We start from the raw sequence: 25643 nt of genomic DNA on the forward strand, positions 1-25643 counted from the left end.
CGCGCCTGACGTGCGAGAGGTTCCCCGTGACGAGCGCCAGCCAGCCGGAAATCCATACTCAGGTGACGATCGAGGAGATCGCTCACGTCTTCGACGAGCCGCCTCCGCCGGCCGATCTTTCGGGCTACGGGGTTGAGGATTGGGCGACGCTCGCCGTCTTCTGGTTGATGGTCACTTGCGTCGTGGCGCAGTTCTTCACGCGCTACGTCCTCAACAACAGCCTGGCCTGGACGGAGGAGATCGCGATCTACGCCCTGATCGTCGTCGTCTTCCTCGGCTCCTCGCTCTGCGTGCGCGCTTCGCGCCATATCCAGGTCGATTTCCTCTATCGCTACGTGCCGAAACCGGTTGGCCGTGCCTTGGCGACGGCGGTCGATGCCATCCGCATCGGCTTCCTCGGTTATGCCACCTGGCTGGTCTGGAAATACGCCTCCCTCATTCCGGACGAGATGATGACCACGGTCGATCTGCCGAAATCGATCGTCTTCTATTCCGTGCTCGCCGCCTTCGCGCTGATGACGCTGCGAGCCCTGCAGGTCGCCTGGCAGAACTGGCGCCGCGGCTACTCCGTCCTCGAAAACCCCGCCGCTTTCGACGGATCGGAGGCCTGATCCATGCTGATCCTCGTCGGAACCTTCCTCGCCCTGATGATCTTCGGCGTTCCCGTCGCCATCTCGATGGCGGTCGCTTCGCTCACCTACATCATCGCGACCGGCACCGTGCCGGACGTCATCATGGCCCAGCGCATGATCGCCGGTGTCGAGAGCTTCCCGTTGCTGGCGGTGCCGTTCTTCATCCTCGCCGGCAACCTGATGAACATCGCCGGCGTGACCGGCCGGATCTACGCCTTCGCCGTGGCGCTGGTCGGCTGGATGCGCGGCGGCCTCGCCCAGGTGAACATCATCGGCTCGGTGATCTTCTCCGGCATGTCGGGCACCGCGATCGCCGATGCGGCCGGCATCGGCACCATCGAGATCAAGGCGATGAAGGACCACGGCTATCCGATGGACGTCGCGGTCGGCGTCACCGCCGCTTCCGCGACGCTGGGCCCGATCATCCCGCCTTCGCTGCCCTTCGTCATCTACGGCATGATGGCCAATACCTCGATCGGCGCGCTCTTCCTCGGCGGCGTGATCCCCGGCGTGGTGATGACGCTGTTCATGATGGCGACGGTCACGATCTTCGCCCGACTGCGCAACTGGGGCTCGGATTCGCCGTTCTCGCTGAAGCAGATCGGCAATGCCGGGCTCGAGGTGCTCGTCGTGATGGGCTTCCCGATCCTCGCCTATCTCCTGGTCTGGGCCGGGCTTTCGGAGAATGTCGCGATCGGGCTCGCGCTCGCCGCCCTGCTCGCGCTCGACTACTACTTCGACTTCTCGGCGGTTATGGCGCTGATGACGCCGGTGATCCTGATCGGCGGCATGACCCTGGGCTGGTTCACGCCGACCGAGGCCGCCGCCGCAGCCGTGATCTGGTCGCTCTTCCTCGGCCTCGTGCGCTATCGCTCGATGACCATGCGCTCGCTCGCCAAGGCGACGTTCGACACCATCGAGACGACCGCCTCGGTGCTCTTCATCGTCACGGCCGCCTCGATCTTCGCCTGGCTGCTCACGGTCTCGAACACAGCGCAGATCCTCTCCGACGCGATCCTCGGCCTGACCCAGAACAAATGGGTCTTCCTGATCCTGGTGAACCTGCTGCTGCTCTTCATCGGCTGCTTCCTCGACACCATCGCGGCGATCACAATCGTCGTGCCGATCCTGCTGCCGATCGCGCTCAAGCTCGGCGTCGACCCGATCCATTTCGGGCTGATCATGACGCTGAACCTGATGATCGGCCTGCTCCACCCGCCGCTCGGCATGGTGCTGTTCGTGCTCTCGCGGGTGGCCAAGCTATCCGTCGAGCAGACGACGATGGCGATCTTGCCATGGCTGATACCGCTCTTCGCGGCCCTCATCGCCATCACTTTCATCCCGGAGCTGACGCTCTGGCTGCCGCGGACGATGGGCATGCTTCGCTAGGATCGGGAAACGCATGGCGGCGACCTGACGCCGATGCAGAACTGATATACCTCGCCTGCGCGGTCATGCCGCAGGCGTAGGGCTGCCTTGCACGAAGGCCTCGTTACGAACACATAGAGGCTTGCCATCTTTTGGCGAAAGGGGCGCTGCCGAAGGTGGGGCCAATGCATTCGCTGATTGCCAGGATGTTGTCTCGGCTCGCGATCGAGCCACGTATCGATGTTGTTTTTCCCGATGGCACGCTGCAGTCGATCGGGCAGGGCGCCGCACCGCGATTGCGCATGCGGATCGTGGATGCGCCGACTGAACTGAAACTTGCGCTCAATCCCGAACTCGCTTTGGGCGAGGCCGTGATGGACGGGCGCGTCGTGGTCGAGCAAGGCTCGCTCTACGATCTGCTGGATGCGCTGGTCGCGGCTATGCACAAGGCCCGCCCGCAGGGCTGGGGCAAGGTGCTGACGGGCTTGCGCACCGCGGTGCGGCGCTTCCATCAGCACAACACGCCCGCGCTGGCGAAGCGCAACGTCGCGCATCACTACGACCTGAAGAGCGATTTCTTCCGGCTCTTCCTCGACAGGGACATGCAGTATTCCTGCGCCTATTTCGAGCGGCCCGGCGTCGCGCTGGCCGAGGCGCAGCTCGCCAAGAAGCGCCACATCATAGCGAAGCTCGATGTGCAGCCGGGCCAGCGCGTGCTCGATATCGGCTGCGGCTGGGGCGGCATGGCCTTGTCGATCGCCGGCGAGACCGGCGCCGCGGTCACTGGCATCACTCTGTCCGAAGAACAGCTCGCCATCTCCAAGCAGCGCGGCGCGGATTCCGGCCTGCCGGTGGAATTCCGTCTGCAGGATTATCGCCACCTGGCCGAGCCCTTCGACCGTATCGTCTCGGTCGGCATGTTCGAGCATGTCGGCGTCGGCTATTATCGCGACTACTTCCGCAAGATCCGCGAATTGCTGAGCGATGACGGCGTGGCGCTGATCCACACCATTGGCCGCTCGTCGCCGCCCGGCGCGACCAACCCCTTCATCGCCAAGTATATTTTCCCCGGAGGCTACATCCCCGCCATGTCGGAGGTTTCGGCGGCGATCGAGAAGGAAGGGCTTGTAATCACCGATGTCGAGGTGCTGCGCATCCACTATGCCGAAACGCTGAAGGCCTGGCGCGAGAACTTCCTCGCCCGGCGCAATGAGGCGGTGGCGATGTATGACGAGCGCTTTGCCCGCATGTGGGAGTTCTATCTCGCCGCCTGCGAGGCGAGCTTCCGGCATGACGATCTCGTCGTCTTCCAGTTCCAGCTGGCCAAGAAGCTCGACGGCTTGCCGATCACGCGCGGATATATCGCGGAGCGAGAGGGCGCGCTCGGCAGGGTGGCGTAGAGCCCACGGTGCTCGTGTTGAAACGCGGGTCATCCCGGACGCAGCGAAGCGGAGATCCGGGATCCATGCCTGAACCTTCGCCGGACGCGCTCCGGAATGGATCCCGGGTCAAGCCCGGGATGACCCCGTAGTTGCCCAGAAAATGAATGGGCTTCAAGCCGGCTCCGGGCCGACATAACGGGCGCGGGGGCGGATCAGCCGCCCCGTCTCGTTCTGCTCCAGCGCATGGGCGATCCAGCCCGTGCAGCGCGCGGCGGCGAAGATCTGGAAGGGAACGTCGGCCGAGAGCCTCAACGCGGTGGCGATCGCCGTCAGCACGAAGTCGATATTGGGCTCCTCGCCGGTGAGTGCGGTAACGGCGCGGCGAGCCTCTTCATAGGCCGGAGGCAGCGTGAACACGGCGAGCAACCCTCGCGCTCGCGGGTCGCCGTCCGGATAGAGCGGATGGCCGAAACCGGGCAGCGGCATGCCGGCCGCGAGGCGGGCGGAAATCGCGGGCTCGGCGCCCTCGCTCGCGATCTCCCGCATCAGCCCGAGCACGCGCGGCGTCATGCCGCCATGCAGCGGTCCCGACAGCGTCGCGAGCCCGGCCAGAACGCAGGCTGCGAGGGATGCGCGGGTCGAGGCGGCGACGCGCACCGCGAAGGTCGAGGCGTTGAGTTCGTGGTCGGCGAGCAGCACCAGCGCCCGGCGGATCAGGTCGGCGCCAGCCGCATCGCATCCCCAGGCCTGCGCCAACCGGTGATGGATGGGACCCTGTCCAGGCCGTCCGGCGATGGCATCGACCAGCGCGTCGAGAACCGAGGCCGCTTCGAGATAAAGCGCCTTTCTGGCACGCCCCGCCATGGCGGTGTCGCCTGCGGCCCGCGTGGCGATCACGCCGAAGATCCGCTGCAGGGCAGGAGCCTCCGGGACGAGCGTGAACAGCGGTGGAAAGCGCTGCGAGCCGCAATCCCACAGCAGCCTCGCGACATCCTCCAGCTTAGCCGTCTGCGCGAGCTGTTCGGCATCCTGCCCGCGATACCAGAGCTTGCCGCGCTGGATCGTGGCGATGGAGGAGGCCAGGATCGGCTCCCCGAAGGCGATCGCATCCTCGGCGATCGCGGCGGGCTTGCGCCCGCGCGCCTTGCGGTGCTCCAGCCGCGCCACATCCTCGGCCCGGTAGAGCCGGCGGCGCGAATCGTCCGCATTGCCGCGGGCCTCGATCAGCCCGCGGCTGACATAGGCATAGAGGGTCTGCGGCTTCAGCCCGAGTCGCGCCATCACCTGTTGCGCCGTCAGCCAGTCGGTCATCGAAATACATTGATTATATTGTTCAAGATTGATTCTAGCGATGAAGCTCCCAATCCTCAAGCCATCGTTTGTAGGAGAGATCGCCATGTCCGATGGCCTTGAAGACGTCGTTGCCGCCCACACCGTGCTCTCGGAGGTTGATGGAGCAGCGGGCCGGCTGGTGGTGCGCGGCCACAGCCTGGATGAGCTGGCGGGCCACACCTCCTTCGAGGAGATGGCTGCGCTGATGCTCGACGGCTTCGTGCCGGACCTGCCCGCCATGAAGGACCTGCCGGCGGCGCTGGGCTCGGCCCGGCAGGAGCTGTTCGAGACGGTCGTCGCCAAGGCGGCGGTGCCCGTTACACTCGGCCCGGTCGAGATGATCCGGGCGATGACTGCGCTGATTCCCGATGGCGAGGACGCCGGCACGGTGCTGCGGCTTCTGGCTGCGCCTGCCGTCTTCACCGCCGCGTCCCTGCGCTTGCGGCAGGGGCTGCTGCCAGTCGCGCCCGATCCGTCCCTGTCGCAGGCCGCCGATACGCTGCGCATGCTGACGGGCACGGCGCCGACGAAGCAGCAGGCCGCCGCGCTCGATACCTATCTCGTCACGGTCGCCGATCACGGTCTAAACGCCTCGACCTTCGCCGCTCGCGTCGTAGCCTCGACCCGCGCCGGGTTGGTTTCGGCGGTGCTCGCCGGCGTCAGTGCGCTGAAGGGCCCGCTCCATGGCGGCGCGCCCGGCCCGGTGATCGAGATGCTCGATGCGATCGGCACGCCCGCCAATGCTCGGGCCTGGCTGGAAACGGCGCTCGATCGCGGTGACCGGCTGATGGGCTTCGGCCACCGCATCTACCGTGTGCGCGATCCGCGCGCCGATGCGCTGAAGGGCGCGATCCGCCGGCTCGGCGCCGATAGCGGGCGTCTCGCACTCGCCGAGGCAGTCGAACAGGCGGCGCTCGCCATCCTGCGCGAGCGCAAACCGAACCGGACGCTCGAGACCAATGTCGAGTTCTACACGGCGCTGCTGCTGGAAGCGCTCGGCTTCACGCCGGATTCCTTCACCTGCGTCTTCGCGCTCGGTCGCACGATGGGCTGGCTCGCCCATGCCAAGGAGCAGATCGCCGGCGGTAAGCTGATCCGCCCGCAATCGGTCTATGTCGGCCCGCAGCCGCGGCAGGCGGCGTGAGGTGAGGGAAGGGCGTCATGCTCGGGCTTGACCCGAGCATCTCTTGAACCAGTGCCTTCTGTGGCAAGAGGTTCTCGGGTCGGAGCCGCGCTCCGCCCGAGAATGACGGCATAGGTCATGCCCGGGAAAGGCGGATGGCGAAGAGTTCGCCGCCGCTTTCGGCGCGCAACGAGACGGTTGTGGGTGCCGGGAGGACCGCGCTGTCCCCGGCAGCCAAAGCCGAGCCGTTCACTTGCCAAACGCCGCGGCGCGCGACCAGAACCAGCAATCCACGCTCGTTCGCGATCTCGTGCGATCCGCCGGGCAGGCGCTCGACTTTGTGGCTCCACGCCCCGCGCCGGCTCATCACGTTGAGATCGTCGATCGGCCCATCGACCAGCACGCCATGGACGGCTTGGTCGGCAGCGAAGAAGAAGGGTTCGGTCCCCTTGTCGAGCGCGACGGTCTCGCCATCGCGGAAGGCGAGGCGGATGCCGTTGCCGGTCAGCAGCGACAGGGTCCGGTCGATGCCGGGAAAGGACGAGAACGGCCCGTCTGTGCCCACATGGGCCATCGAGATGCGCCAGTCGAAATCGCTGAGGGGGGCTCCCTCGGGAAAAACCGCGATTTCTGTGGTGGTGCCGCCGCCGTTCTTCCACGGCATGACCTTGCAGTCGGCGGCGCGGATGATGCGCATGTTGCTTGTTCTCCGCTCGGAACCACAGCGTCATTCCGGGGATGGCGAAGCCATGAGCCTGGAACCCAGAACCGATACCCTACCCGAAAAAGCCGGTAGGTAGGCCGAGCTCACGGGAAAACCGGTCTCGGTTCTGGGTTCCGGGCTCGGCGCTGACGCGCCGCCCCGGAATGACAGTGAGGCTGGCTCAGCCCAGAATACCCGGCAGGTTCAGCCCCTTCTCGCGGGCGCAATCCAGCGCGATGTCGTAGCCGGCATCGGCATGGCGCATCACGCCGGTCGCGGGGTCGTTCCACAGCACACGCCCGAGGCGGGCGGCGGCATCGTCCGTGCCATCCGCGCAGATGACGACGCCCGAATGCTGCGAGAAGCCCATGCCGACGCCGCCGCCATGGTGCAGCGAGACCCAGGTTGCGCCGGACGCCGTGTTGAGCAGGGCGTTCAGCAGCGGCCAGTCGGAGACGGCATCCGAACCGTCCTTCATCGCTTCCGTCTCGCGGTTCGGCGAGGCGACCGAGCCGGAGTCGAGGTGGTCGCGGCCGATCACGACCGGGGCCTTGAGCTCGCCGTTCCGGACCATCTCGTTGAAGGCGAGGCCCAGCCGGTGGCGGTCGCCGAGGCCGACCCAGCAGATGCGCGCCGGCACGCCCTGGAAGGCGATGCGCTCGCGCGCCATGTCGAGCCAGTTGTGCAGATGCGTGTTGCCGGGGGTCAGCTCCTTCACCTTGGCGTCGGTTTTGTAGATGTCCTCCGGATCACCCGAGAGCGCGGCCCAGCGGAAGGGGCCGACGCCACGGCAGAACAGCGGGCGGATATAGGCCGGCACGAAGCCGGGGAAGGCGAAGGCGTTCTCCAGCCCCTCCTCCTTGGCCACCTGGCGGATATTGTTGCCGTAGTCGAAGGTCGGGATGCCCATGTCCTGGAAGGCGATCATCGCCTCGACATGCTCGCGCATCGAGGCGCGGGCCGCCTTCTCGACCGCCTTCGGGTTGCCCTCGCGCCGCTGCTTCCACTCGCCCATGGTCCAGCCCTTCGGCAGGTAGCCGTTGACGGGGTCGTGGGCCGATGTCTGGTCGGTGACCATGTCGGGCCGGATGCCGCGGCGAACCATCTCGGGCAGGATCTCGGCGCAGTTGCCGAGCAGGCCGACGGACTTCGCCTCGCCGGCCTTGGTCCAGCGGGCGATCATCTCCAGCGCCTCGTCGAGCGTCTCCGCCTTTTCGTCGAGGTAGCGGGTGCGCAGGCGAAAATCGATCGAGTCGGGGTTGCACTCGACGGCGAGGCAGGAGGCGCCGGCCATCACCGCCGCCAGCGGCTGCGCGCCGCCCATGCCGCCGAGCCCGCCGGTCAGCACCCATTTGCCCTTGAGGCTGCCATTGTAGTGCTGGCGCCCGGCCTCGACGAAGGTCTCGTAGGTGCCCTGAACGATGCCCTGGGTGCCGATATAGATCCAGGAACCGGCCGTCATCTGGCCGTACATCGCGAGCCCCTTCTTATCGAGCTCGTTGAAATGGTCCCAGTTCGCCCAATGCGGCACGAGGTTGGAATTGGCGATCAGCACGCGCGGCGCATCCTTGTGCGTGCGGAAGACGCCGACCGGCTTGCCGGATTGGACGAGCAGCGTCTCGTCCGCTTCGAGCTGGCGCAGCGTCGCGACGATGCGGTCGAAATCCTCCCAGCTGCGCGCGGCCCGGCCGATACCGCCATAGACGACGAGCTCATGCGGGTTCTCGGCGACGTCGGGGTCGAGATTGTTCATCAGCATGCGCAGCGGCGCTTCGGTCAGCCAGCTCTTGGCAGTGAGGTCGGTGCCGGTCGCGGCGCGGATGGTGCGGGTGTTGTCGAGGCGGGTCATGAGCGGCTCCGTTCGAGGGCAGCGGCCGCGCCGAGGGCGGCTTCGATGGTGGCGGACAAGGCGGTCTGAAGCAGGGCGGCCTTCGGCGCGTCGAAGGTCCAGGGAGCCGCCTCTTCGGTGAGATAGGCCGAGAGCGCGATTTCCATCTGCAGCGCATGCACGCGACTATGCGGGCGCCCGTAATGGCGCGTGATCCAGCCGCCCTTGAAGCGGCCGTTGACGATCTGCGTGAAGGGCTGGCCCGCCATGGCGGCGACGGCTGCGGCCTCGACCGAATGGGCGGCGCTTTCGCCGGAATTGGTGCCGAGGTTCAGCGTCGGCAGCGTGCCCTCGAACAGCCGCGGGATCTCCGACTTGATCGAGTGGCAGTCCCAGAGCAGGCAGTATCCGTGCTCAGCTTTCACCCGCTCGATCTCGGCCGCGAGCGCCTGATGATAGGGCTGGAAATAGGCAGCCTTGCGCCGCTCGATCTCGGCGGCGTCCGGTGTCATCAGCCAGATCGGCGCGCCGTCGAAGGTCGTGCCCGGCACGAGCTCGGTCGTCGCCTGCCCCGGATAGAGCGAGACGCCGGCGGGGTCGCGGTTGAGGTCGATCACGAAGCGCGAGAGCTGCGCTTCGACGATGGTGGGCGCGAAACGATCTGCGCAACCGTAGAGCTGGCGCATATGCCAGTCGGTGTCCTCGACCTGCCGACCGCGCTCGTTCAGCGCCGCCGCGACCTCCGGCGGCAGCGCCGTGCCGGGATGCGGCATGGAGAGGATGAGCGGGGAGGAGCCTCGCGTGACCGCGACGACATCCGCACTCACGCCCCGAACTCCGCGAAGCTGTCGAGGCCGGCCGCCTGGCCGACGGCTCCTGAGAGAACGAACTCGGTTGCCGCGGCGAGGTCTGGCGCAAGGTAGCGATCCTCGGTCAGCGGCGCGATCTTCTCGCGCAGCAGCGTCAGCACCGGCTCCAGCCGCGCGCTGGTCTTGAGCGGGCGGTGATGCTCGATGGCCTCGGCAGCCGCCATCAGCTCGACGCCGATGATGCTCGCGGCATTGCGAGCCATGTCGATCAGGCGGAAGGCGCCATGCGTCGCCATCGAGACATGATCTTCTTGGTTGGCGGAGGTCGGGATGGTGTCGACCGAGGCCGGATAGGCCTTCTGCTTGTTCTCGGAAGCCAGCGCCGCGGCTGTGACCTGCGCGATCATGAAGCCCGAGTTGAGGCCGGCGTCGCGGGCGAGGAAGGGCGGCAGCCCGCTCATGACGGGGTCGACCAGCAGCGCCATGCGCCGCTCGGAGAGGTTGCCGATCTCGCAGACGCCCATCGCCAGCATGTCGGCGGCGAAGGCGACAGGCTCGGCGTGGAAATTGCCGCCCGAGACGATCTCGCCGGGGCCGAGCACCAAGGGGTTGTCGGTGACGGCATTGGCCTCGATCCCGAGCGTCGCCGCGACGCTACCCAGCAAGCCGTGAACCGCGCCCATCACCTGTGGCTGGCAGCGCAGCGAGTAGGGATCCTGCACCTTGCTGTCGCCATGGCGGTGGCTCTCGCGGATCGCGCTGCCGGCAATGAGCTCGAGCAGGATCCTGGCGACCTTGATCTGGCCCGGCTGGCCGCGCAGGCTCTGGATGCGCGGATCGAACGGTGTGTCCGAGCCCTTCAGCGCATCGACCGAAAGTGCGCCGGCCACCAGCGCCGCGTCGAAGACGCGGGTGATGGCGGCAAGGCCGGTCAGCGCGAGTGTCGTCGAAACCTGCGTGCCGTTGATGAGCGCGAGCCCTTCCTTGGCGCCGAGCGTCAGCGGCGCCAGGCCGGCGCGCTTCAGCGCCTCGGCGGCGGGCAGCGTCTCGCCCTTCAGCCTGACCTCGCCGACGCCCATCAGGGCTGCGGTCATATGGGCGAGCGGGGCGAGGTCGCCGGAGGCGCCGACCGAGCCCTTGGCGGGGATGACCGGCAGGGCATCGGCCTTGAGCGCGGCGACCAGCGCTTCGACCACGATCGGCCGCACGCCGGAGGCGCCGCGCGCCAGGCTCGCCGCCTTCATTGCCAGCAGCAGGCGCACGACGCCGTCGGGCAAGGCGGGGCCGGTGCCGACTGCGTGCGAGAGAATGAGGTTGCGCTGGAGCGTGGCGAGGTCGGCATCTGCGATGCGAACGCTGGCGAGCTTGCCGAAGCCGGTGTTGACGCCATAGGTCACGGTGCCGGCCGCGACGATCTCCTCGACGATCTTCTGTCCCGACGCGATGGAGGCGGCGCTGTCTCCGGCGAGCGAAGCGACGGCGCCGTCGAGGATGGCACGCCAGTCGGTGAGGCCGGCGGCGCCGGGGATCAGGGAAAGCGTCGTCATTGTCCGTTCCAGATGCGGGTGTGAAGCGGGTTGAAACCGATGCGGTAGGCGAGCTCGGCCGGGCGTTCGATGTCCCAGATCGCGAGGTCGCAGCGCTTGCCGGCCTCCAGCGTGCCGATCTCGTCCTGCAGGCCGAGCGCCTTGGCGGCGTGGCGGGTCAGGCCGGCCAGCGCTTCCTCCGGCGTCATGCGGAAGAGGGTGCAGGCCATGTTCAGCACGAGCAGCGGCGAGGTCAGCGGCGAGGAGCCGGGATTGGCATCGGTCGCGAGCGCGATGGCGACGCCGTGCTTCCGCAGCAGCGCGATCGGCGGCACCTGCGTCTCGCGCAGGAAATAGAAGGCGCCGGGCAACACGACCGCGACCGTGCCGGCCTTGGCCATCGCTTCGACGCCGGCCTCGTCGAGATATTCGAGATGGTCGGCGGAGAGCGCCCCCATCTCGGCGGCGAGCTTGGCGCCGTTGAGGTTGGAGAGCTGCTCGGCATGGACCTTGATCGCGATGCCCTTGGCCTTGGCGGCGGCGAGGACCTGGCGGGTTTCGTCGGGCGAGAAGGCGATGCCCTCGCAGAAGGCGTCGACCGCATCGGCCAGCCCCTCGGCCGCGACGGCATCGAGGATCGGCCCGGCAACGAGCGCGGTGTAGTCGCTCGAGCGGCCTTTGTACTCTGGCGGCACGGCGTGGGCGCCGAGGAATGTCGTGCGCACCGTCACCGGCCGCTCGCGGCCGATCCGGCGTGCGACACGAAGCTGCTTCAGCTCGGCGGCCTGCTCCAGCCCGTAACCGGATTTGATCTCGACGGTGGTGGTGCCCTCGGCGATCAGCGCGGCAAGGCGCCGGTCGGCCGAGGCGAAAAGCTCGTCCTCGCTCGCATCGCGGGTCGCGGTGACCGTGGAGAGGATGCCGCCACCGGCGCGTGCGATCTCCTCATAGGTCGCACCCTGCAGGCGCAGTTCGAACTCATGGGCGCGGTCGCCGCCATAGACGAGATGGGTGTGGCAATCGATCAGCCCGGGCGTGATCCAGCGTCCCGCGCAATCGATCGTCTCGGCCGCCACGAAGGCCGGCGCCTCCGAGCGCGGGCCGGCATGGATGATGCGCCCGTCGCTGGCTGCGATCACGCCATCCTCGATGGCGCCGTAGGGTGCGCCGGTCGTGAGCGACATCGTCGCCAGCCGTGCATTCGTCCAGAGCTTGTCGCAAGCCAGCGTTTCGCCCGGCGCCTTCGCCACGTCGCATCCTCCCCGCTATCCTTCGATTTCGAATATGCTATCTAATTGCATATGCAAATGGCAAGTGCTTAATTGCATATGCAATTGATCCATGGAGCGTTGGCGTGACCAAAACCCTGCATCTGGCCGAGGCGCTTCTGCCGCAAGGCTTTGCCAGCAATGTGAAAATCACCATCGAAGGCGGCGTCACCACGGCCGTCGAGCCGGGCGCCGCGCCGGGGGAGCCAGCGCATAGCTTCGCCGGAATCGCGCTGCCGGGCATGCCGAACCTCCACAGCCACGCCTTCCAGCGCGGCATGGCGGGCCTGTCCGAGCAGCGCGGCGCGCCGGAGGATTCCTTCTGGACCTGGCGCGAGGTGATGTATCGCTTCCTCGACCGGCTCGATCCCGACGATGTGCAGGCCATCGCCGCTCAGGCTTTCGTCGAGATGCTCGAAGGCGGCTTCACGGCGCTCGCCGAATTCCACTACCTCCACCACGACAAGGATGGGCGCCCTTACGCCACCATCGCGGCGATGGGGCAGGCGGTCGCCGCAGCCGCCGCTGAAACCGGGCTCGGCCTCACGCTGCTGCCGGTGCTCTATCGCTTCGGCAATTTCGGTGAGGCGCCTTCGGTCCACGGCCAGCGCCGCTTCGTCAACGACCGCGAGTCTTACCAGCGCCTGTTGGAGGCGAGCGCGGTCGCGTTGCGCGATCTGCCGGATGCGCGGCTCGGCGTCGCGCCGCATTCGCTGCGCGCGGTTGCGCTCGACGATCTCGGCTGGGTTTCCTCGCTCCGGCCGGGCGAGCCGGTGCATATCCACATCGCCGAGCAGATGCGCGAGGTCGACGACAGCGTGAAGATCATGGGCAAGCGCCCGGTCGAACTGCTGATCGACACGATCCCGCTCGACCGCCGCTGGTGCCTGATCCACGCCACCCATCTGACCGATGCCGAGCGCGACGGCATTGCTTGCAGCGGTGCGGTGGCCGGCCTGTGCCCGATCACCGAATCGAGCCTCGGCGACGGCATCTTTGACGGTATCCGCTACCGCGATGCGGGCGGTGCGTTTGGCGTCGGCAGCGATTCCAACATCCAGATCGATGCCGGCGCGGAATTGCGGCAGCTCGAATATTCGCAGCGCCTGCGTGATCGCCGCCGCGCGCTCTACGCCGAGGAGGGCGCCTCGACGGGTGTCGCGCTCTGGCAGGCGGCCTGCGCCGGCGGCGCGCAGGCCTGCGGCCGCGCGATCGGCGCGATCGCCCCGGGTTGCCGTGCCGACTTCATCACGCTCGATACCGACCACCCGGCCATCGTCGGGAAGTCCGGCGCGGAGGCGCTCGACAGCGCGATCTTCGCCGCCAACGCGCTGCCTTTGCGCGATGTCGTCGTCGGTGGCAGGAGGGTGGTGACCGAGGGTAGGCATACCGCCCGCGATTCGGTGCGTGCGCGCTTTGCCGGCGTGATGCGCCGCCTGCTCGCGGCAGCTTAGGAAGCACGATGACCGAGACCCGGCTCGACGCGGTGAAACTGGACGGCGCCGGGCCGGTCTACGACCAGATCCGGCGCGCTATCCGCGATCTCGTGCTCAGCGGGGAATGGCCACCCGGCACCAGCGTGCCGCCCGAACATGCCCTGATGGAACAGCTCGGCGCCTCGCGGATGACCGTGCACCGCGCCTTGGTGCAGCTGGCGCGCGAAGGGCTCATCGTACGCCGCCGCCGCTCCGGAACCATCGTCGCGAGCCCTCCGGCGAGCCACGCCATGCTCGACATCCTCTCGATCCCGGAGGAGGTGAGCCAGCTCGGCCAGGCCTATGCCTACGACGTGCTCTCGCGTGAAGATGGGCGTCCTTCGTCCGAGGTCGCGGAGCGGTTCGGGTTGAAGCGTTCCGACAAGGTGGCTCACCTCGTCGTGCTGCATCGCGCCGGCGGAAAGCCGCATGTGCTGGAGGAGCGCATCATCCACGCCGCCGGCATCCCGGGGGTGTCGGAGGAAGACTTCGCTGAAACGCCGCCGGGCGACTGGCTGCTCCGGCACAGCCTGTGGTCGCAGGCCGAGCATGCGATCAGCGCCGTCGGAGCGGGGTCCGAGGAGGCGGCCTTGCTGGATGTCGCAGTCGGCGAACCCTGCCTGCTGGTCGAGCGTCGCACCTGGAACCAGGCGCAGCCGGTCACCGCCGTGCGCCTGCTCTATCCGGGCTTCCGCCATCGTTTCGTCGGGCGTTTCGGCCCCTATGGACAGGTCTGAGACGCTCGCAGCAGCAGACCCTCCTCGAAAGAAAAAAAGGCCCGCCGGATTGGCGAGCCTTCCCTTCATGCGATCGGGAAATAGTTCAGCACTCGTAAGCGAAGCGCCGGCCCCACTCGTCGCGGCCGTAGCAGGTCTGACGCGTCGCCGCGCCGCCGATGAGCGCACCGCTCGCGCCACCGATGGCCGCGCCTGCCAGGGCGCCGCCCGCCCGGCCCGTTGCTGCGCCGCCGATGATGGCGCCTGCGCCTGCGCCGATCAGAGCACCAGTGCCCGCATTCTGTTCACGCGGGGTGCAGGCGCCGATGGCGGCGGCGAGACCCACGATGACCATGAACTTTTTCATGCTGCCTGTTCCTCTTCTTCACAAAACGGCGATCGAACTTCGGAACCCCAAACCCGTCACGCGGGCAAAGGTTCCCGGCGCGCGCGGGGACCGCGCCCGTACGAGTTAAGAGCAGGACGTTCGCTGCAGGAGGATTGCACAGAAACTCGCCGAAAAAGCCGGAACCTTTCGCTTCGGCGAGACGTTGAGAAGGCAAGTTTCAGCGCTGCAGCGATGTGCGCTCCGACCACTTGGAGGAACCGACATGACGATGTCCACCACGTCCACCACGACGTCCAATCCGCTGATTGCCGGCGCCCGCGTCGCAGGCACCGACGTCTACAATGCGGGTGGCGACCATCTCGGCGAAATCTACGACGTGATGCTCGACAAGCAGACCGGCAAGGTCGCCTACGCCATCATGTCTTTCGGCGGCTTTCTCGGGCTCGGCGAAAAGTACCATCCGATCCCGTGGAGCGTTCTCGACTATGACCCGCAGCGCGGCGGCTACGTCGTGCCTCTCACCAAGGAAAAGCTGGAAGCCGCCCCGATGTACGACAGCGAGGGCGAGCCCGACTGGGAGGACAAGGCTTACGGCAAGCGTGTCCACGACTATTACGGCACGATGCCCTACTGGATGATGTAGCGGCTGCCAGACGCAGGTCGCGGCGGTTGCTATCCCCCCAGCCGAACCGCCGTGGCGGCGGGATGCGGGCCGAAAGGCCCGCATCTTCTTTTTTGACGGCGCCTTTTATCGGCCGCGAAGCCGACTCGGCGTCGCGTTTTTTCGCCTGAACCCGGGAACCCGAGCCCGCCCCAGCGCGTCTTTTGCGTGGGGGAATTCGAGACCCGATGAGCTGCTGTGACGCTGTCGCGATGTAGCCGTCCCTCACATCAGGAGAGACCGAGATGCGCATCCGTTATGGCTATCGGATCGAGTTGGTTTGCGCTCATGAGATGCCGTTGGTGACGCTGCTGGACGTTCATCCGTCGCGCCGTCATGATCTGACGATGCCCGACGAGATGCGGGTGAGCGCGCTCGCCGATCAGTCGCTTCCGATCACCGTCACTCAGCATCTCGACGCCTTCGGCAATATCTGCCGGCGCATGGTCGCGCCGCCCGGCGGCATCCGCCTGGAGTCGGAAGGCGTCATGCATGATTCCGGCGAGGTGGACCCCGTCAACCCGGCCGCGCGCGAAGTGCAGCCCTCGCGCCTGCCCGATGATGTGCTCGTCTATCTGCTGGGCAGCCGCTACTGCGAAACCGACAAGCTCTTCGGGCAGGCCTGGTCCCTGTTCGGCCAGATCCAGCCGGGCTGGCAGCGTGTCCAAGCGATCGTGGACTTCGTCCACAATCACCTGAGCTTCGGCTATCATTTCGCCCGCAACACGCGCACGGCGGCCGAGGCGTTCGAGGAGCGGATCGGCGTCTGCCGGGATTTCGCCCATCTCGCCGTCGCGCTCTGCCGCTGCATGAACATCCCGGCGCGCTACTGCAACGGCTATCTCGGCGATATCGGCGTGCCGCCCGATCCGGCGCCCATGGACTTCAACGCCTGGTTCGAAGTCTTCCTCGGCGGGCGCTGGTACACCTTCGACGCCCGCCACAACGAGCCGCGCATCGGCCGCATCGTCATCGCGCGCGGCCGCGACGCGACAGACGTGGCGATGATCAGCTCCTTCGGCAGCCACACGCTGCAGCGTTTCGAGGTGATCACCGAAGAGGTCCAGGAAACGCCGATGCCGTTGAGGCGTCCAATGCCGGCGCAGTTCGACGCCCACCCGGCGGCGGCATAGGGCTGCCCTTGTGTCCGCGGGGCAGGCGCCTATCTTCGCCTGCACCATGCGTCACACCGTTGTCGTCAACGCTCGCGCCGGCGCGGTCCTGGAGGCCGGTGCCGATGCTTTTGCGGCGCGTCTTCAGGCGGCCTTCGCCGCTCATAGCTGCCATGCAGAGGTCAAGCTGGTTCTGCCGCGCGAGATCGGCAGCGCGCTGTCCCTGGCGATCGAGAAGGATCAGACGATACCGGTCCTCGCTGGCGGCGATGGCACGATCAACGGTGCTTTACCCATTCTGATTCAGGCGGATCGCCCGGTCGGCATTCTTCCGATGGGGACCGTCAACGTGCTCGGCCGCGATCTCGGCCTGTTCGGCTCGCTGGAGCAGCAGGTCGAGGCGCTCTGCCATGGCGAGCCCGTGGCGATGGATGTGGGCAGGGTCAACGACCGGCTCTTCCATTCGATCTCGGGCATGGGTTTCTTCAGTCTCATGGCTCGCGAGCGCGAATATGCGCGCCGCCGCTTCCCGTTCAGCCGGGCCGCCGCCTTCGGTGTGGCCGCAACACGCTCGATCCTGTTCACCCGCCCCATCACCGTCGAGATCGCCGTCGGCGAGGAGAGCCACGTCGTCGAGGCCGATGCGGTGCTGGTAACCGTCAACCGCTTCGACGGGTCCGAGTGGCGGCGCGACAAGCTCGATGGCGGCATCTTCGAGGTCCATGTGTTGAATGCCGGTGGCCTCTATTCGCGCAGCAAGGCGGCTTTGTCCGTCGCCTCCGGCCGCTGGCGATCCTCGCAGAATCTGAGCTCCTTCACCGGTAACGCCGTGACGCTCGCCCGCCGCGACAAGCGGCGCGGGCACATCACCTTCGACGGTGAAGTGGAGCGCAAGGTCGGCCCGTTGGCCTATGGCTTGCTACCCCGGGCGTTGACCGTCATTGCTGCGCGGCCGACCAGCCTCCGGAGTGAAAGCCACCATGTCTGAGCCTGCGCACGCCTTGTCCTGGGCATCGTCGTCCTGGTGGCAGCCGCGCGTCCTCGTGCCGGTCGCGGCGGCGTTGGCGTTTCTCGGTCTCGCCGCCTTCATCGCGTCGGACCGTAGCTTCGCCTTCGACACCAGGTTGATCATGCTGTTCCGCGATCCGGCCAATCCGGCCGTGCCGATCGGCCCGGCCTGGTTCCAGGAAGCCGTGCGGGACATGACCGCGCTCGGCAGCTTCGTCGGCCTGTTCTTCATGGCGACGACGGCGACGCTGGCGCTCTGGCTGTGCGGCTTCCGCCACCTCGCCATCGGCCTTGTCGTCAGCCTGCTCGCGGCCCTGCTGGCCAGCAACGGCCTGAAGATCGTGATCGGACGCGAGCGCCCCGATGTCGTCACCCACGCGGCGCTCACCTTCACCGCCAGCTTCCCGAGCGGGCACGCCTTCCTTTCGGCGGTGACGCTGCTCAGCATCGCGGGCTTCGTCGGCCTCGCCTCGCGGCGCGAGGACATCAAGCGCCTGTGCATCGTTTTGGCGTGGGTGATGATCGTGCTGATCGGCCTGAGCCGGATCTATCTCGGCGTTCACTGGCCGACAGATGTCATCGGCGGCTGGTGCCTCGGCATCGCCTGGTCGAGCATCGCGATCGCCTGGCTCGGCCGCAAGATGGCGGCCTCCGACCCGGCCTGACCCGCGCCGCGGTCGGGTTCAGCGCATGTCGATGGTCGCGTTGACGCCGAGATCGGGCGTACGGCCCAGGATTTTCGCCGTCGCCAGCTTGAAGGCGACCAGCACGCTGCTCGAAGGGCCGTCCCAGATCTCGGCCGAGATCGGCGTCAGCGCCAGCAGCGTGGCGTCGGGGTCGTCCGGGCCGTTGGGGAACCAGGCGCTGGCCATCGGCGTCCAGAGCTGGCGCAGCGTCTCCCGGCTGGGCACCTCGGAAGCCGAGCACGAGATCGCGGCATAGAAGTTCCGGTCCTCGTGGCTGATCGCGATCGAGACGGAGGGCGAGCGGAGCGCTGCCCCGACGATGCCGGTGTGGCGGTGGCTGATGAAGAGCAGCCGATGGTGATCGCGGTCGAGATGCCCCGACATCGGCCGCGTCTTGATGTCGTTCTCGGCCAGCAGCGAGACCATGTAGACGGGATGCGCGGCCAGCGCCGTCCAGATTCTCTCTTGCAGTTCGGTCTCGGCCATCGCTCCCTCCAGCGCGCGATTATTCCACGGCCCGCGCCGAATGGGAACGCCGGCGGCGTAGCAACGTTCCCCTTCGCGGAACATTGTCCTGCGGCCGACGTTTGGAGGGCGCTGCCGCTCGGCCGCTTCTTCAAGGAAACTTCATGCTCGCTTCGCGCAATCTGCTGGTCGTCCTCGTCGTCGTCCTTGTCGCCGCCCTCGCCGTGACCGGCTATTCGCTCTACCAGGAAAAGAAGCAGCCTGACGGCGTGGAGATCTCGGTCGGCAAGAACGGGCTGTCGATCAAGGAGAAGTAGGCGCACAGCCTTCTTGCCCGCCCCGGCGATGCGGCCAGCGGGTGGCCGCTTGACGGGGTGGCATTGGCCTTCACGGCTCAAAGGCGCTAACACCCTGCCACGAGCCAGTTTCGTGGGAGAACGAGATGAACGCGCCCTTCAAGAACCTCATCGCCGGCGAATGGGCCGGTGCATCCAACGCCTCGCGCAACATCAACCCCTCCGACACCAACGACGTCGTCGGCGAGTATGCCCAGGGCTCGGTCGAGGACCTGAACAATGCGGTGGCCGCTGCAAAGGCAGCTTTCCCGTCCTGGAGCCGCACGACCCCGCAGGAACGCTACGAGATCCTGAAGAAGGCCTCGGACGAGATCCTCGCCCGCAAGGATGAGCTCGGCCGCCTGCTCTCGCGCGAGGAGGGCAAGACTCTCGCCGAGGGCATCGGCGAAGCCACCCGCGCCGGCCAGGTCTTCGCCTTCTTCGCCGGCGAATGCCTGCGGCTCGGCGGCGAGGCCGTGCCCTCGGTGCGTCCCGGCGTCGGCGTCGAGATCACGCGTGAGCCGGTCGGCATCGTCGGCATGATCACGCCCTGGAACTTCCCGATCGCGATCCCGGCCTGGAAGATCGCGCCGGCGCTCGCCTGGGGCAACTGCGTCGTGATCAAGCCGGCCGATCTGGTGCCGGGCTCGGCCTGGGCGCTGGTCGACATCATCCAGCGTGCGGGCCTGCCGAAGGGTGCACTCAACCTCGTCATGGGCCGCGGCTCGGTCGTCGGCCAGGCGCTGCTCGAGCACAAGGACGTGCAGGCGATCTCCTTCACCGGCTCTGTCGCGACCGGTCGCAAGGTCGCCGCTGCCTGCATCGCCGGAAACCCGATGAAGAAGGTCCAGCTCGAGATGGGCGGCAAGAACCCGCTCGTCGTGCTCGATGACGCCGATCTCAAGACGGCGGTGGAAGTCGCGGTCAACGGCGCCTTCTTCTCCACCGGCCAGCGCTGCACCGCCTCCTCGCGCCTGATCGTGCAGGCTGGCATCCACGACAAGTTCGTCGAGGCCTGCATCGAGCGGCTGAAGGGCGTCGTCGTCGATGATGCGTTGAAGAGCGGCACCCATATCGGCCCTGTCGTCGACCAGAGCCAGCTCGACCAGGACCTGAAATACATCCAGATCGCCAAGGACGAGGGCGGCAAGCTGGTCTTCGGCGGCGAACTCCTGAAGCGCGAGACCCCCGGCTTCTATCTGCAGCCGGCGCTGTTCACCGAGACCACCAACGCCATGCGCATCTCGCGCGAGGAGGTCTTCGGCCCTGTCGCGAACATCGTCCGCGTCAAGGATTACGAGGAAGCGCTGAGCCTCGCCAACGACACCGAGTTCGGCCTTTCCTCCGGTATCTGCACGACCTCGTTGAAGTATGCGACGCACTTCAAGCGCAACAGCGAGGCGGGCATGGTGATGGTCAACCTGCCGACCGCGGGCGTCGATTACCACGTGCCGTTCGGCGGCCGGAAGGGCTCCAGCTACGGCTCGCGCGAGCAGGGCGCCTACGCCAAGGAGTTCTACACCACCGTCAAGACGGCCTATACGCTGGCCTGATCGCCGGAACAGCGGGCTGTCGCGGCGGTTGATCGGGGGAAACCCTTCCCGATCGGAGCCGCGACATGCACCACCTCGACCCGAAGACGCGCAACGCCGCCGACCTCGCGCTCGACTGCTACAAGCACTGCCACAGCATGGCGACGACGCATTGTCTCGCCGTCGGCGGAGCTCATGCCGAGCGCGGGCATCTCACGCTGATGCTGGCCTGCGCCGAAATCTGCCGCACCACGGCGCATCTGCTGCTGATGGACTCGGTCCATGGCCGCCATCTGGCGAGCGAATGCGTGGAGGTCTGCGGGGCCTGCGCCGCCGACTGCGAGCGCGTCGGCGGCATGGACGCCTGTGTCGCGGCCTGCCGGTCTTGTGCCAGTGCCTGCGCTGCCCTGATCGCGTGACGGCCGGTCGCGCGGCCGGCTCTCTCAGAAACCTTCCAGCACGATCTTGCCCTTGGCGCGATTGCTCTCGATCAGCGCGTGCGCCCGCTTGAGATTGGCGGCGTTGATCGGGCCGAAATGCTCGGCGAGCGTCGTCCGGACCGTGCCGTCATCGACGAGGCGCGACACCTCTGCCAGCAGCTTGCCCTGCTCGTCCATATCCGCAGTCTTGAACAGCGAGCGGGTGAACATCAGCTCCCAGTGCAGTGACAGGCTCTTGCGCTTCAGCGAGTTGGCGTCGAGCGCCTTCGGATCGTCGATCAGGCCGAGCCGTCCCTGCGGTGCCAGCAGTTCGACGATCCCGGCGAGATGCGCGTCGGTATGCGTCGTCGAGAACACGAAAGCCGGGGCCCCGATGCCGAGCGCCGCGATCTGCGCCGGCAGCGGCTTCGTGTGGTCGATCACATGATGCGCGCCGAGCTGCTGTGCCCAGCTCTGTGTCTCGGGACGTGACGCGGTCGCGATGACCGTGACGTCGGTGAGCTTGCGTGCGAGCTGGATCGCGGCCGAGCCGACGCCGCCGGCTCCGCCGATGATCAGGAGCGCATGGGCCGCCCCCGGCACCGGCTTGCGGATGTCGAGCCGGTCGAACAGCATTTCCCAGGCGGTGATGGCGGTGAGCGGCAGCGCCGCGGCCTCCGCGAAGCTCAGCGTCTTCGGCTTGGGGCCGACGATGCGTTCGTCGACGAGGTGGAATTCGGCATTCGAGCCCGGCCGGTCGATCGCGCCGGCATAGAACACGGCGTCGCCCGGCTTGAAATCGATTACCTGCGGGCCTACTGCCTTGACGATACCAGCCGCATCCCAGCCCAGCACTTTCGCATGTCCTTCTGTCGGCTGGTTGCCCAACCGCACTTTGGTGTCCACCGGATTGACCGAGACCGCCTTGACCTCGACCAGCAGGTCGCGCCCGTCCGCCACCGGCTCGGGCAAGTCGAGATCGATCAGGCTGGTTTCGGCGATGATGGGCTGCGATTGGCGGTATCCGACGGCGCGCATGGCGTCTCTCCTGTGTTGCGATAGCGGCGAAATGCGCATAACCATCGACGGGCGCAAGAACGCACAATTTCAGCCTATAGTGTCGAAAAGGATACCGTCATGCCGCCGCGTTTCCAGGAGCCTTATTGCTCAGCCGGCTGCCCGGTCGAGGCGGCGCTCGGCCTGATCGGCGGCAAATGGAAGGGTATCGCGCTCTATCACATGATGGGCGGCACGCTGCGCTTCAACGAGATACGGCGGCGCATTCCCGGCGTGACCCAGCGCATGCTGACGACGCAATTGCGCGAACTCGAAGCGGACGGGCTGGTCGTACGGGTCGTCTATCCCGAGGTGCCGCCGCGCGTCGAATACAGCCTTTCCGCCAAGGGGCGCACGCTGGAGCCGGTCATCATGGCGTTGAAGATCTGGGGCGAGGCTCATGCCCGGACGCCGCAGGCAGCCTCGGCGGACAAGGCCGCCTGAGCGCTCAGCCGACCGGGATCACATCCACCGCGATGCCGATCTTCTGCGAACCGGGGCCGATCACGACGCCGTCGAGCGGAGCCACATCGGCATAGTCCCGGCCGATGGCGGTGACGATATGGTCGTCCGCGACGATCAGGTCGTTGGTCGGGTCGAGTCCGATCCAGCCGGTTTCCGGGCCGCACCAGAGCATCACCCAGGCATGGCTGGCATCGGAGCCTTCCAGCCGCTTTTCCCCGGGCGGCGGGATGGTGCGGATATAGCCGCTGACATAGGCGGCAGGCAGGCCCAGACCCCGCAGGCCGCCGATCATGATATGGGCGAAGTCCTGGCAGACGCCGTGCCGCTGGGCGAAGGCCTCGGCGATGGGCGTGGTGACCTCGGTCGCCTCCGGATCATAGGTGAAGTCGCGCCGGATCCGCGCCATCAGCTCGCAGGCGGCTTCGAGCACCGGCCGCTTTCCGCCGAAGCTTTCATCGGCATAGGCGATCACCGCCTGAACCTGGGGTACGAGCCGGCTCGGATAAAGATGATGGGCCGGCGAAACCGGAGCGAGGCTGCTAGACGCCAGCGCCAGCCTGGCGACCTCTTCCCAGCCGCGCGTCAGGCCGGCATGCGGTGGTGTCGGCCGCTGAACCTCGATCCGGGCACGCATCTCCACCTTCAATTCCCGGTGGGGCTTGGTGATGGTGACAGCCGTCATCCGGTTGCCGAAGAAGCAGATGCCGTCGTTGCGCTCCGCCGGCCTGGGCGAGATCGAGAGCTCGGCCTTGCGCACGATCTGGCCGCCGCCATCATGCGGCAGCAGCCGCATGATGCAGCGAGCGAAGGGCACCTGCCGGCTGTAGCCATAGGTAGTGACGTGGCGGAGATCGTAGATCACGCGATGCCCGTCATGCGCGAGCCCTCGGGCCCGCTGTTCTGCAGGAAATAGCGGTCGGCGATGGCGCTGGAGAGACCCATCAGCAATTGCTCGAACAGCAGGATGCTGGTCCGGTCGAGGCGCCCCGCCTCGGTGGTGCGGCAATCGGCGGCGAGGCGCAGCACCAGCCGGCGCGGCGCTTCCAGCATGCCGTCATCGGCGAGCGTCGGCAGGTCGGCGATCTCGGCGTCGAGCCGCTCGACCTGGAACGCGACAGAGCGCGGATTATAGGGGTCGAGCATCACCAGATCGAGCACCGGCTGCAGGCTGGCGCCGAGCAGGTAGCGCGAGCGGTAGGTGATCTGCGAATCCGTCAGGTCGAGCAGGGCGTCGAGGCTGTCGCCCGACGCATGGCTGTCGGCGAACTGCCGGGCGAAGCGGCAGGTCGCGACGCCGCGCTCCAGACGCCGGCCGATGTCGAGGAAGCGCCAGCCGGGACCGCGCACCATGTTCTCCTGGCTGAGGCCGGAGAAGGCGGCGAGCGTCTTCAGCGCCCGATCGGCGATCTCGTAGGTCTCGCCTTCGCTCGGCTTGCGCCCTTCCTCGGGAAGGAGCTGGCGCTGCAGATCGCCGAACAGCCGCCAGGCATCGACCGAGAGCCGTTCCCGGATCACCGAGGCCGTGCGCCTCGCCTCGCGCACCGAGGCTGCGGCGGAACCATAGTCGTCGAGGCTGTAGAGCGCCGCATAGGCCTGCGCGGCCGGATTCCTCTGGCCCTGTCCGCCGGCCGCCGCGCCCCAGGCGACGAGCATGCTCCCGAGCTGCCGCACCGTATCGTTGCGCCCGGGCGCCGGGTCCGCGTCGATCAGCCTGCCGAGCAGCGCGCGCACCAGGCGCAGGACCGCTTCGCCGCGCTCCAGATAGCGCCCGAGCCAGAACAGATTGTCGGCGGCACGGCTCGGCAGCGTGCCGGTGAAGCGGCGGATGCTGATACGATCGGGCGTCGGCAGCAGGCTGATCTGCGCGACGGGCTCCTCCGAGGTTATCCAGACATCGCTGGAACGCACGCCGTTGCGCATGCTGACGGCGCGCGCATCGGGCTCGTCGGAGATGCGGCAGAAGCCGCCAGGCATCACCTTCCAGCCGTCCGGCGTCGCGGCGGCGAAGACGCGCAACGTCATCGGGTGGGGTTCGAGCCGGCCGTTCTGGAAGACCGGCATGGTCGAGAGCCGCACCACCTCCTGCCCGACATAGTCCATGCCGCGTTCCTCGATGCGCTGGCGCAGCGCGTCGCGCTCGGCCGCCGCCAGATCGCCGGCCAGAATCGGGGCCGTGTCGAACCCGCCGCCGGCGCTGCGGAAGGCGGGCGCGACGCTCATTTCACCGAGCCGGTCGAGCACGGCCTGCCGCTCCTGCGGCTGGCCGCACCACCAGGTCGCGACATTCGGCAGGATCAGCTCCTCGCCGGTGAGCTGCTCGGCGATGGCCGGCATGAACCCCATCAGGGCGCGGGCCTCGACGACGCCGGAACCGAGCCCGTTGGCGACATGGACATGGCCCTGCCGGACAGCCTCGACCAGCCCGGCCACGCCGAGCGCCGAGCGGGCATTGAGTTCGAGCGGATCGGCAAAATCGCCGTCGATCCGTCGCCAGATCACATCGGCCCGCTTCAGTCCGGCGATGGTGCGCACATGCACGCGCCCCTCGCGCATCAGCAGATCGCCGCCCTCGACCAGCAGGAAGCCGAGATAGCGCGCGAGATAGGCCTGCTCGAAATAGCTTTCGTTGAGCGGGCCGGGTGTGAGCAGGCAGATGCGCGGCTCGACCCGCTTCGAGCGTGCGACGAGCCCGGCCCGTAAACCTTGGAAGAAGGCCGCCAGCCGTTCGATGTTCATGCTGCGGAACATGTCGGGGAAGGCGCGGGCCAGCGCCAGCCGGTTCTCCAGCGCATAGCCGGCGCCCGAAGGCGCCTGCGTCCGGTCCTGCAGCACCCACCAGCGCCCGTCGGGGCCGCGTCCAAGATCGGCGGCGTAAATCTGAAGCGCGCCGCCCCCCGGCGCACCGTGGAGCGGGCGTAGGTAGTCGGGGCTGCCGGTGACGATGGCGGCAGGCAACAGGCCGTTCGCGATCAGCTCGCCCGGTCCGTAGATGTCGTCGAGCAGCGTCGACAGCAGTTGCGCGCGCTGCGTCACGCCCGCCGCGATCACCTGCCATTCCGCTTCGGGGATGACGAGCGGCACATGCGAAAGCGGCCATGAGCGCTCGCCGGAGCCCGGGTCGTTCGCGTCGATGTCGCCGTGGACGCGGTAGGAGACGCCGGTGTCGCGGACATGCCGGTCCGCCAGCCCGAAACGCTGCGAGAGCTCGGCCGGCGTCAGCGCGCACCATTCCGCCAGGAACGGCTCCCAATGCGGGCGAACGGTGCCGGCTGCATCGACGAACTCGTCAAAGGCGCCGGGGAAGGGGCGATAGCCGGCGAGCAGCGCGGCGCGCCGCTCGGCTCTGCTGCGTCCCCCCGACCGGGTGCGGCTCTGCACAGCCATCCGCTTGGT

General features: G+C 67.5%; 25 protein-coding genes. 14 read left to right on the top strand and 11 right to left on the bottom strand.

Features of this window, described 5'->3' with window-relative positions:
* The first annotated feature begins 26 nt into the window (after positions 1-26).
* The 3 genes from AC2FAN_RS11840 to AC2FAN_RS11850 all read left to right on the top strand — a co-directional run bounded on the left by AC2FAN_RS11840 (position 27) and on the right by AC2FAN_RS11850 (position 3400).
* Complete coding sequence (locus AC2FAN_RS11840) at positions 27-611, top strand: TRAP transporter small permease (protein ID WP_485174196.1); 585 nt, start codon at positions 27-29, stop codon at positions 609-611.
* A gap of 3 nt (positions 612-614) precedes the next feature.
* Complete coding sequence (locus AC2FAN_RS11845; RefSeq protein ID WP_485174198.1) at positions 615-2021, top strand: TRAP transporter large permease; 1407 nt, start codon at positions 615-617, stop codon at positions 2019-2021.
* Positions 2022-2185: 164 nt separating this feature from the next.
* Positions 2186-3400, top strand: coding sequence for a class I SAM-dependent methyltransferase (locus tag AC2FAN_RS11850; protein WP_485174200.1), 1215 nt, complete (start codon positions 2186-2188; stop codon positions 3398-3400).
* A gap of 153 nt (positions 3401-3553) precedes the next feature.
* Here the strand turns inward: AC2FAN_RS11850 and AC2FAN_RS11855 are convergent, their stop codons facing one another.
* Positions 3554-4693, bottom strand: coding sequence for a citrate/2-methylcitrate synthase (locus AC2FAN_RS11855; RefSeq protein ID WP_485174202.1), 1140 nt, complete (start codon positions 4691-4693; stop codon positions 3554-3556).
* Between the two features lie 85 nt (positions 4694-4778).
* Between AC2FAN_RS11855 and AC2FAN_RS11860 the strand changes: the two genes are divergently transcribed.
* Positions 4779-5858: a citrate synthase/methylcitrate synthase gene (locus tag AC2FAN_RS11860; protein ID WP_485174204.1), complete on the top strand. Its 1080-nt coding sequence runs from the start codon at positions 4779-4781 to the stop codon at positions 5856-5858.
* A 115-nt stretch (positions 5859-5973) separates the two neighbouring features.
* Here the strand turns inward: AC2FAN_RS11860 and AC2FAN_RS11865 are convergent, their stop codons facing one another.
* The 5 genes from AC2FAN_RS11865 to hutI form a co-directional block, all read right to left on the bottom strand.
* Positions 5974-6534, bottom strand: a complete 561-nt coding sequence (locus AC2FAN_RS11865; protein ID WP_485174206.1) for a HutD/Ves family protein — start codon at positions 6532-6534, stop codon at positions 5974-5976.
* A 187-nt stretch (positions 6535-6721) separates the two neighbouring features.
* Positions 6722-8389 (bottom strand): urocanate hydratase, encoded by a 1668-nt coding sequence (hutU, locus tag AC2FAN_RS11870; RefSeq protein ID WP_485174208.1) that lies wholly within the window; start codon positions 8387-8389, stop codon positions 6722-6724.
* Positions 8386-9195, bottom strand: a complete 810-nt coding sequence (gene hutG / locus AC2FAN_RS11875; protein ID WP_485174210.1) for an N-formylglutamate deformylase — start codon at positions 9193-9195, stop codon at positions 8386-8388. Before hutG ends, hutU begins: the two co-directional genes overlap by 4 nt.
* Complete coding sequence (gene hutH, locus AC2FAN_RS11880) at positions 9192-10724, bottom strand: histidine ammonia-lyase (RefSeq protein WP_485174212.1); 1533 nt, start codon at positions 10722-10724, stop codon at positions 9192-9194. The genes hutG and hutH overlap by 4 nt, the downstream gene beginning before the upstream one ends.
* Positions 10721-11887 (bottom strand): imidazolonepropionase, encoded by a 1167-nt coding sequence (gene hutI / locus AC2FAN_RS11885; RefSeq protein ID WP_485174574.1) that lies wholly within the window; start codon positions 11885-11887, stop codon positions 10721-10723. Before hutI ends, hutH begins: the two co-directional genes overlap by 4 nt.
* Before the next feature lie 170 nt (positions 11888-12057).
* Here hutI and AC2FAN_RS11890 point away from each other — a divergent pair, with 170 nt between their 5' ends.
* On the top strand, positions 12058-13425 hold the full coding sequence (locus AC2FAN_RS11890; protein WP_485174214.1) for a formimidoylglutamate deiminase: 1368 nt from the start codon (positions 12058-12060) through the stop codon (positions 13423-13425).
* An 8-nt stretch (positions 13426-13433) separates the two neighbouring features.
* On the top strand, positions 13434-14183 hold the full coding sequence (gene hutC / locus AC2FAN_RS11895) for a histidine utilization repressor (RefSeq protein ID WP_485174216.1): 750 nt from the start codon (positions 13434-13436) through the stop codon (positions 14181-14183).
* Positions 14184-14268: 85 nt separating this feature from the next.
* Here hutC and AC2FAN_RS11900 read toward each other — a convergent pair whose 3' ends face one another.
* A complete protein-coding gene (locus tag AC2FAN_RS11900; protein ID WP_265052122.1) occupies positions 14269-14529 on the bottom strand; it encodes a glycine zipper domain-containing protein in 261 nt (86 codons plus the stop codon).
* A gap of 244 nt (positions 14530-14773) precedes the next feature.
* Here AC2FAN_RS11900 and AC2FAN_RS11905 point away from each other — a divergent pair, with 244 nt between their 5' ends.
* The 4 genes from AC2FAN_RS11905 (at position 14774) to AC2FAN_RS11920 (ending at position 17957) form a co-directional block, all read left to right on the top strand.
* Positions 14774-15154 (top strand): PRC-barrel domain-containing protein, encoded by a 381-nt coding sequence (locus AC2FAN_RS11905; protein WP_320109537.1) that lies wholly within the window; start codon positions 14774-14776, stop codon positions 15152-15154.
* 263 nt (positions 15155-15417) lie between these two features.
* Complete coding sequence (locus AC2FAN_RS11910) at positions 15418-16305, top strand: transglutaminase-like domain-containing protein (RefSeq protein WP_485174218.1); 888 nt, start codon at positions 15418-15420, stop codon at positions 16303-16305.
* 46 nt (positions 16306-16351) lie between these two features.
* Positions 16352-17272, top strand: a complete 921-nt coding sequence (locus AC2FAN_RS11915; protein ID WP_476804704.1) for a diacylglycerol/lipid kinase family protein — start codon at positions 16352-16354, stop codon at positions 17270-17272.
* Positions 17265-17957 carry a phosphatase PAP2 family protein gene (locus tag AC2FAN_RS11920; RefSeq protein ID WP_476804705.1) on the top strand — a complete coding sequence of 231 codons (693 nt, stop codon included), beginning with the start codon at positions 17265-17267 and terminating at the stop codon, positions 17955-17957. The genes AC2FAN_RS11915 and AC2FAN_RS11920 overlap by 8 nt, the downstream gene beginning before the upstream one ends.
* 18 nt (positions 17958-17975) lie before the next feature.
* Here AC2FAN_RS11920 and AC2FAN_RS11925 read toward each other — a convergent pair whose 3' ends face one another.
* The gene (locus tag AC2FAN_RS11925; RefSeq protein ID WP_265052126.1) at positions 17976-18464 is read right to left on the bottom strand and encodes a pyridoxamine 5'-phosphate oxidase family protein; all 489 of its coding nucleotides are present in this window, start codon (positions 18462-18464) and stop codon (positions 17976-17978) included.
* A 143-nt stretch (positions 18465-18607) separates the two neighbouring features.
* Here AC2FAN_RS11925 and AC2FAN_RS11930 point away from each other — a divergent pair, with 143 nt between their 5' ends.
* The 3 genes from AC2FAN_RS11930 (at position 18608) to AC2FAN_RS11940 (ending at position 20729) form a co-directional block, all read left to right on the top strand.
* Positions 18608-18760: a hypothetical protein gene (locus AC2FAN_RS11930; RefSeq protein WP_265052127.1), complete on the top strand. Its 153-nt coding sequence runs from the start codon at positions 18608-18610 to the stop codon at positions 18758-18760.
* A gap of 125 nt (positions 18761-18885) precedes the next feature.
* Positions 18886-20331 (top strand): aldehyde dehydrogenase family protein, encoded by a 1446-nt coding sequence (locus AC2FAN_RS11935; RefSeq protein WP_476804706.1) that lies wholly within the window; start codon positions 18886-18888, stop codon positions 20329-20331.
* Between the two features lie 65 nt (positions 20332-20396).
* Complete coding sequence (locus AC2FAN_RS11940; protein WP_485174222.1) at positions 20397-20729, top strand: four-helix bundle copper-binding protein; 333 nt, start codon at positions 20397-20399, stop codon at positions 20727-20729.
* Between the two features lie 24 nt (positions 20730-20753).
* Here AC2FAN_RS11940 and AC2FAN_RS11945 read toward each other — a convergent pair whose 3' ends face one another.
* Positions 20754-21767 (bottom strand): zinc-binding alcohol dehydrogenase family protein, encoded by a 1014-nt coding sequence (locus AC2FAN_RS11945; protein WP_485174224.1) that lies wholly within the window; start codon positions 21765-21767, stop codon positions 20754-20756.
* Positions 21768-21866: 99 nt separating this feature from the next.
* Between AC2FAN_RS11945 and AC2FAN_RS11950 the strand changes: the two genes are divergently transcribed.
* The gene (locus AC2FAN_RS11950) at positions 21867-22229 is read left to right on the top strand and encodes a winged helix-turn-helix transcriptional regulator (protein ID WP_485174225.1); all 363 of its coding nucleotides are present in this window, start codon (positions 21867-21869) and stop codon (positions 22227-22229) included.
* Between the two features lie 4 nt (positions 22230-22233).
* Here AC2FAN_RS11950 and AC2FAN_RS11955 read toward each other — a convergent pair whose 3' ends face one another.
* Entirely contained in the window at positions 22234-23112 is an 879-nt protein-coding gene (locus AC2FAN_RS11955) for a transglutaminase family protein (RefSeq protein WP_265052132.1), read from the bottom strand.
* Positions 23109-25634 (bottom strand): circularly permuted type 2 ATP-grasp protein, encoded by a 2526-nt coding sequence (locus tag AC2FAN_RS11960; protein WP_485174228.1) that lies wholly within the window; start codon positions 25632-25634, stop codon positions 23109-23111. Before AC2FAN_RS11960 ends, AC2FAN_RS11955 begins: the two co-directional genes overlap by 4 nt.
* Between the last annotated feature and the right edge of the window lie 9 nt (positions 25635-25643).

It is taken from the genome of Allobosea sp. RIT-PG3_2 (genome assembly GCF_057321085.1).

Excerpts from the sequence above, each read along its gene's own strand:
- AC2FAN_RS11845 (WP_485174198.1), top strand. The coding sequence starts at position 615 with ATGCTGATCCTCGTCGGAACCTTCCTCGCCCTGATGATCTTCGGCGTT.
- AC2FAN_RS11850 (WP_485174200.1), top strand. The coding sequence starts at position 2,186 with ATGCATTCGCTGATTGCCAGGATGTTGTCTCGGCTCGCGATCGAGCCA.
- AC2FAN_RS11855 (WP_485174202.1), bottom strand. The coding sequence starts at position 4,693 with ATGACCGACTGGCTGACGGCGCAACAGGTGATGGCGCGACTCGGGCTG.
- AC2FAN_RS11860 (WP_485174204.1), top strand. The coding sequence starts at position 4,779 with ATGTCCGATGGCCTTGAAGACGTCGTTGCCGCCCACACCGTGCTCTCG.
- AC2FAN_RS11865 (WP_485174206.1), bottom strand. The coding sequence starts at position 6,534 with ATGCGCATCATCCGCGCCGCCGACTGCAAGGTCATGCCGTGGAAGAAC.
- hutU (WP_485174208.1), bottom strand. The coding sequence starts at position 8,389 with ATGACCCGCCTCGACAACACCCGCACCATCCGCGCCGCGACCGGCACC.
- hutH (WP_485174212.1), bottom strand. The coding sequence starts at position 10,724 with ATGACGACGCTTTCCCTGATCCCCGGCGCCGCCGGCCTCACCGACTGG.
- hutI (WP_485174574.1), bottom strand. The coding sequence starts at position 11,887 with ATGTCGCTCACGACCGGCGCACCCTACGGCGCCATCGAGGATGGCGTG.
- hutC (WP_485174216.1), top strand. The coding sequence starts at position 13,434 with ATGACCGAGACCCGGCTCGACGCGGTGAAACTGGACGGCGCCGGGCCG.
- AC2FAN_RS11900 (WP_265052122.1), bottom strand. The coding sequence starts at position 14,529 with ATGAAAAAGTTCATGGTCATCGTGGGTCTCGCCGCCGCCATCGGCGCC.
- AC2FAN_RS11905 (WP_320109537.1), top strand. The coding sequence starts at position 14,774 with ATGACGATGTCCACCACGTCCACCACGACGTCCAATCCGCTGATTGCC.
- AC2FAN_RS11910 (WP_485174218.1), top strand. The coding sequence starts at position 15,418 with ATGCGCATCCGTTATGGCTATCGGATCGAGTTGGTTTGCGCTCATGAG.
- AC2FAN_RS11915 (WP_476804704.1), top strand. The coding sequence starts at position 16,352 with ATGCGTCACACCGTTGTCGTCAACGCTCGCGCCGGCGCGGTCCTGGAG.
- AC2FAN_RS11920 (WP_476804705.1), top strand. The coding sequence starts at position 17,265 with ATGTCTGAGCCTGCGCACGCCTTGTCCTGGGCATCGTCGTCCTGGTGG.
- AC2FAN_RS11925 (WP_265052126.1), bottom strand. The coding sequence starts at position 18,464 with ATGGCCGAGACCGAACTGCAAGAGAGAATCTGGACGGCGCTGGCCGCG.
- AC2FAN_RS11930 (WP_265052127.1), top strand. The coding sequence starts at position 18,608 with ATGCTCGCTTCGCGCAATCTGCTGGTCGTCCTCGTCGTCGTCCTTGTC.
- AC2FAN_RS11935 (WP_476804706.1), top strand. The coding sequence starts at position 18,886 with ATGAACGCGCCCTTCAAGAACCTCATCGCCGGCGAATGGGCCGGTGCA.
- AC2FAN_RS11940 (WP_485174222.1), top strand. The coding sequence starts at position 20,397 with ATGCACCACCTCGACCCGAAGACGCGCAACGCCGCCGACCTCGCGCTC.
- AC2FAN_RS11945 (WP_485174224.1), bottom strand. The coding sequence starts at position 21,767 with ATGCGCGCCGTCGGATACCGCCAATCGCAGCCCATCATCGCCGAAACC.
- AC2FAN_RS11950 (WP_485174225.1), top strand. The coding sequence starts at position 21,867 with ATGCCGCCGCGTTTCCAGGAGCCTTATTGCTCAGCCGGCTGCCCGGTC.
- AC2FAN_RS11960 (WP_485174228.1), bottom strand. The coding sequence starts at position 25,634 with ATGGCTGTGCAGAGCCGCACCCGGTCGGGGGGACGCAGCAGAGCCGAG.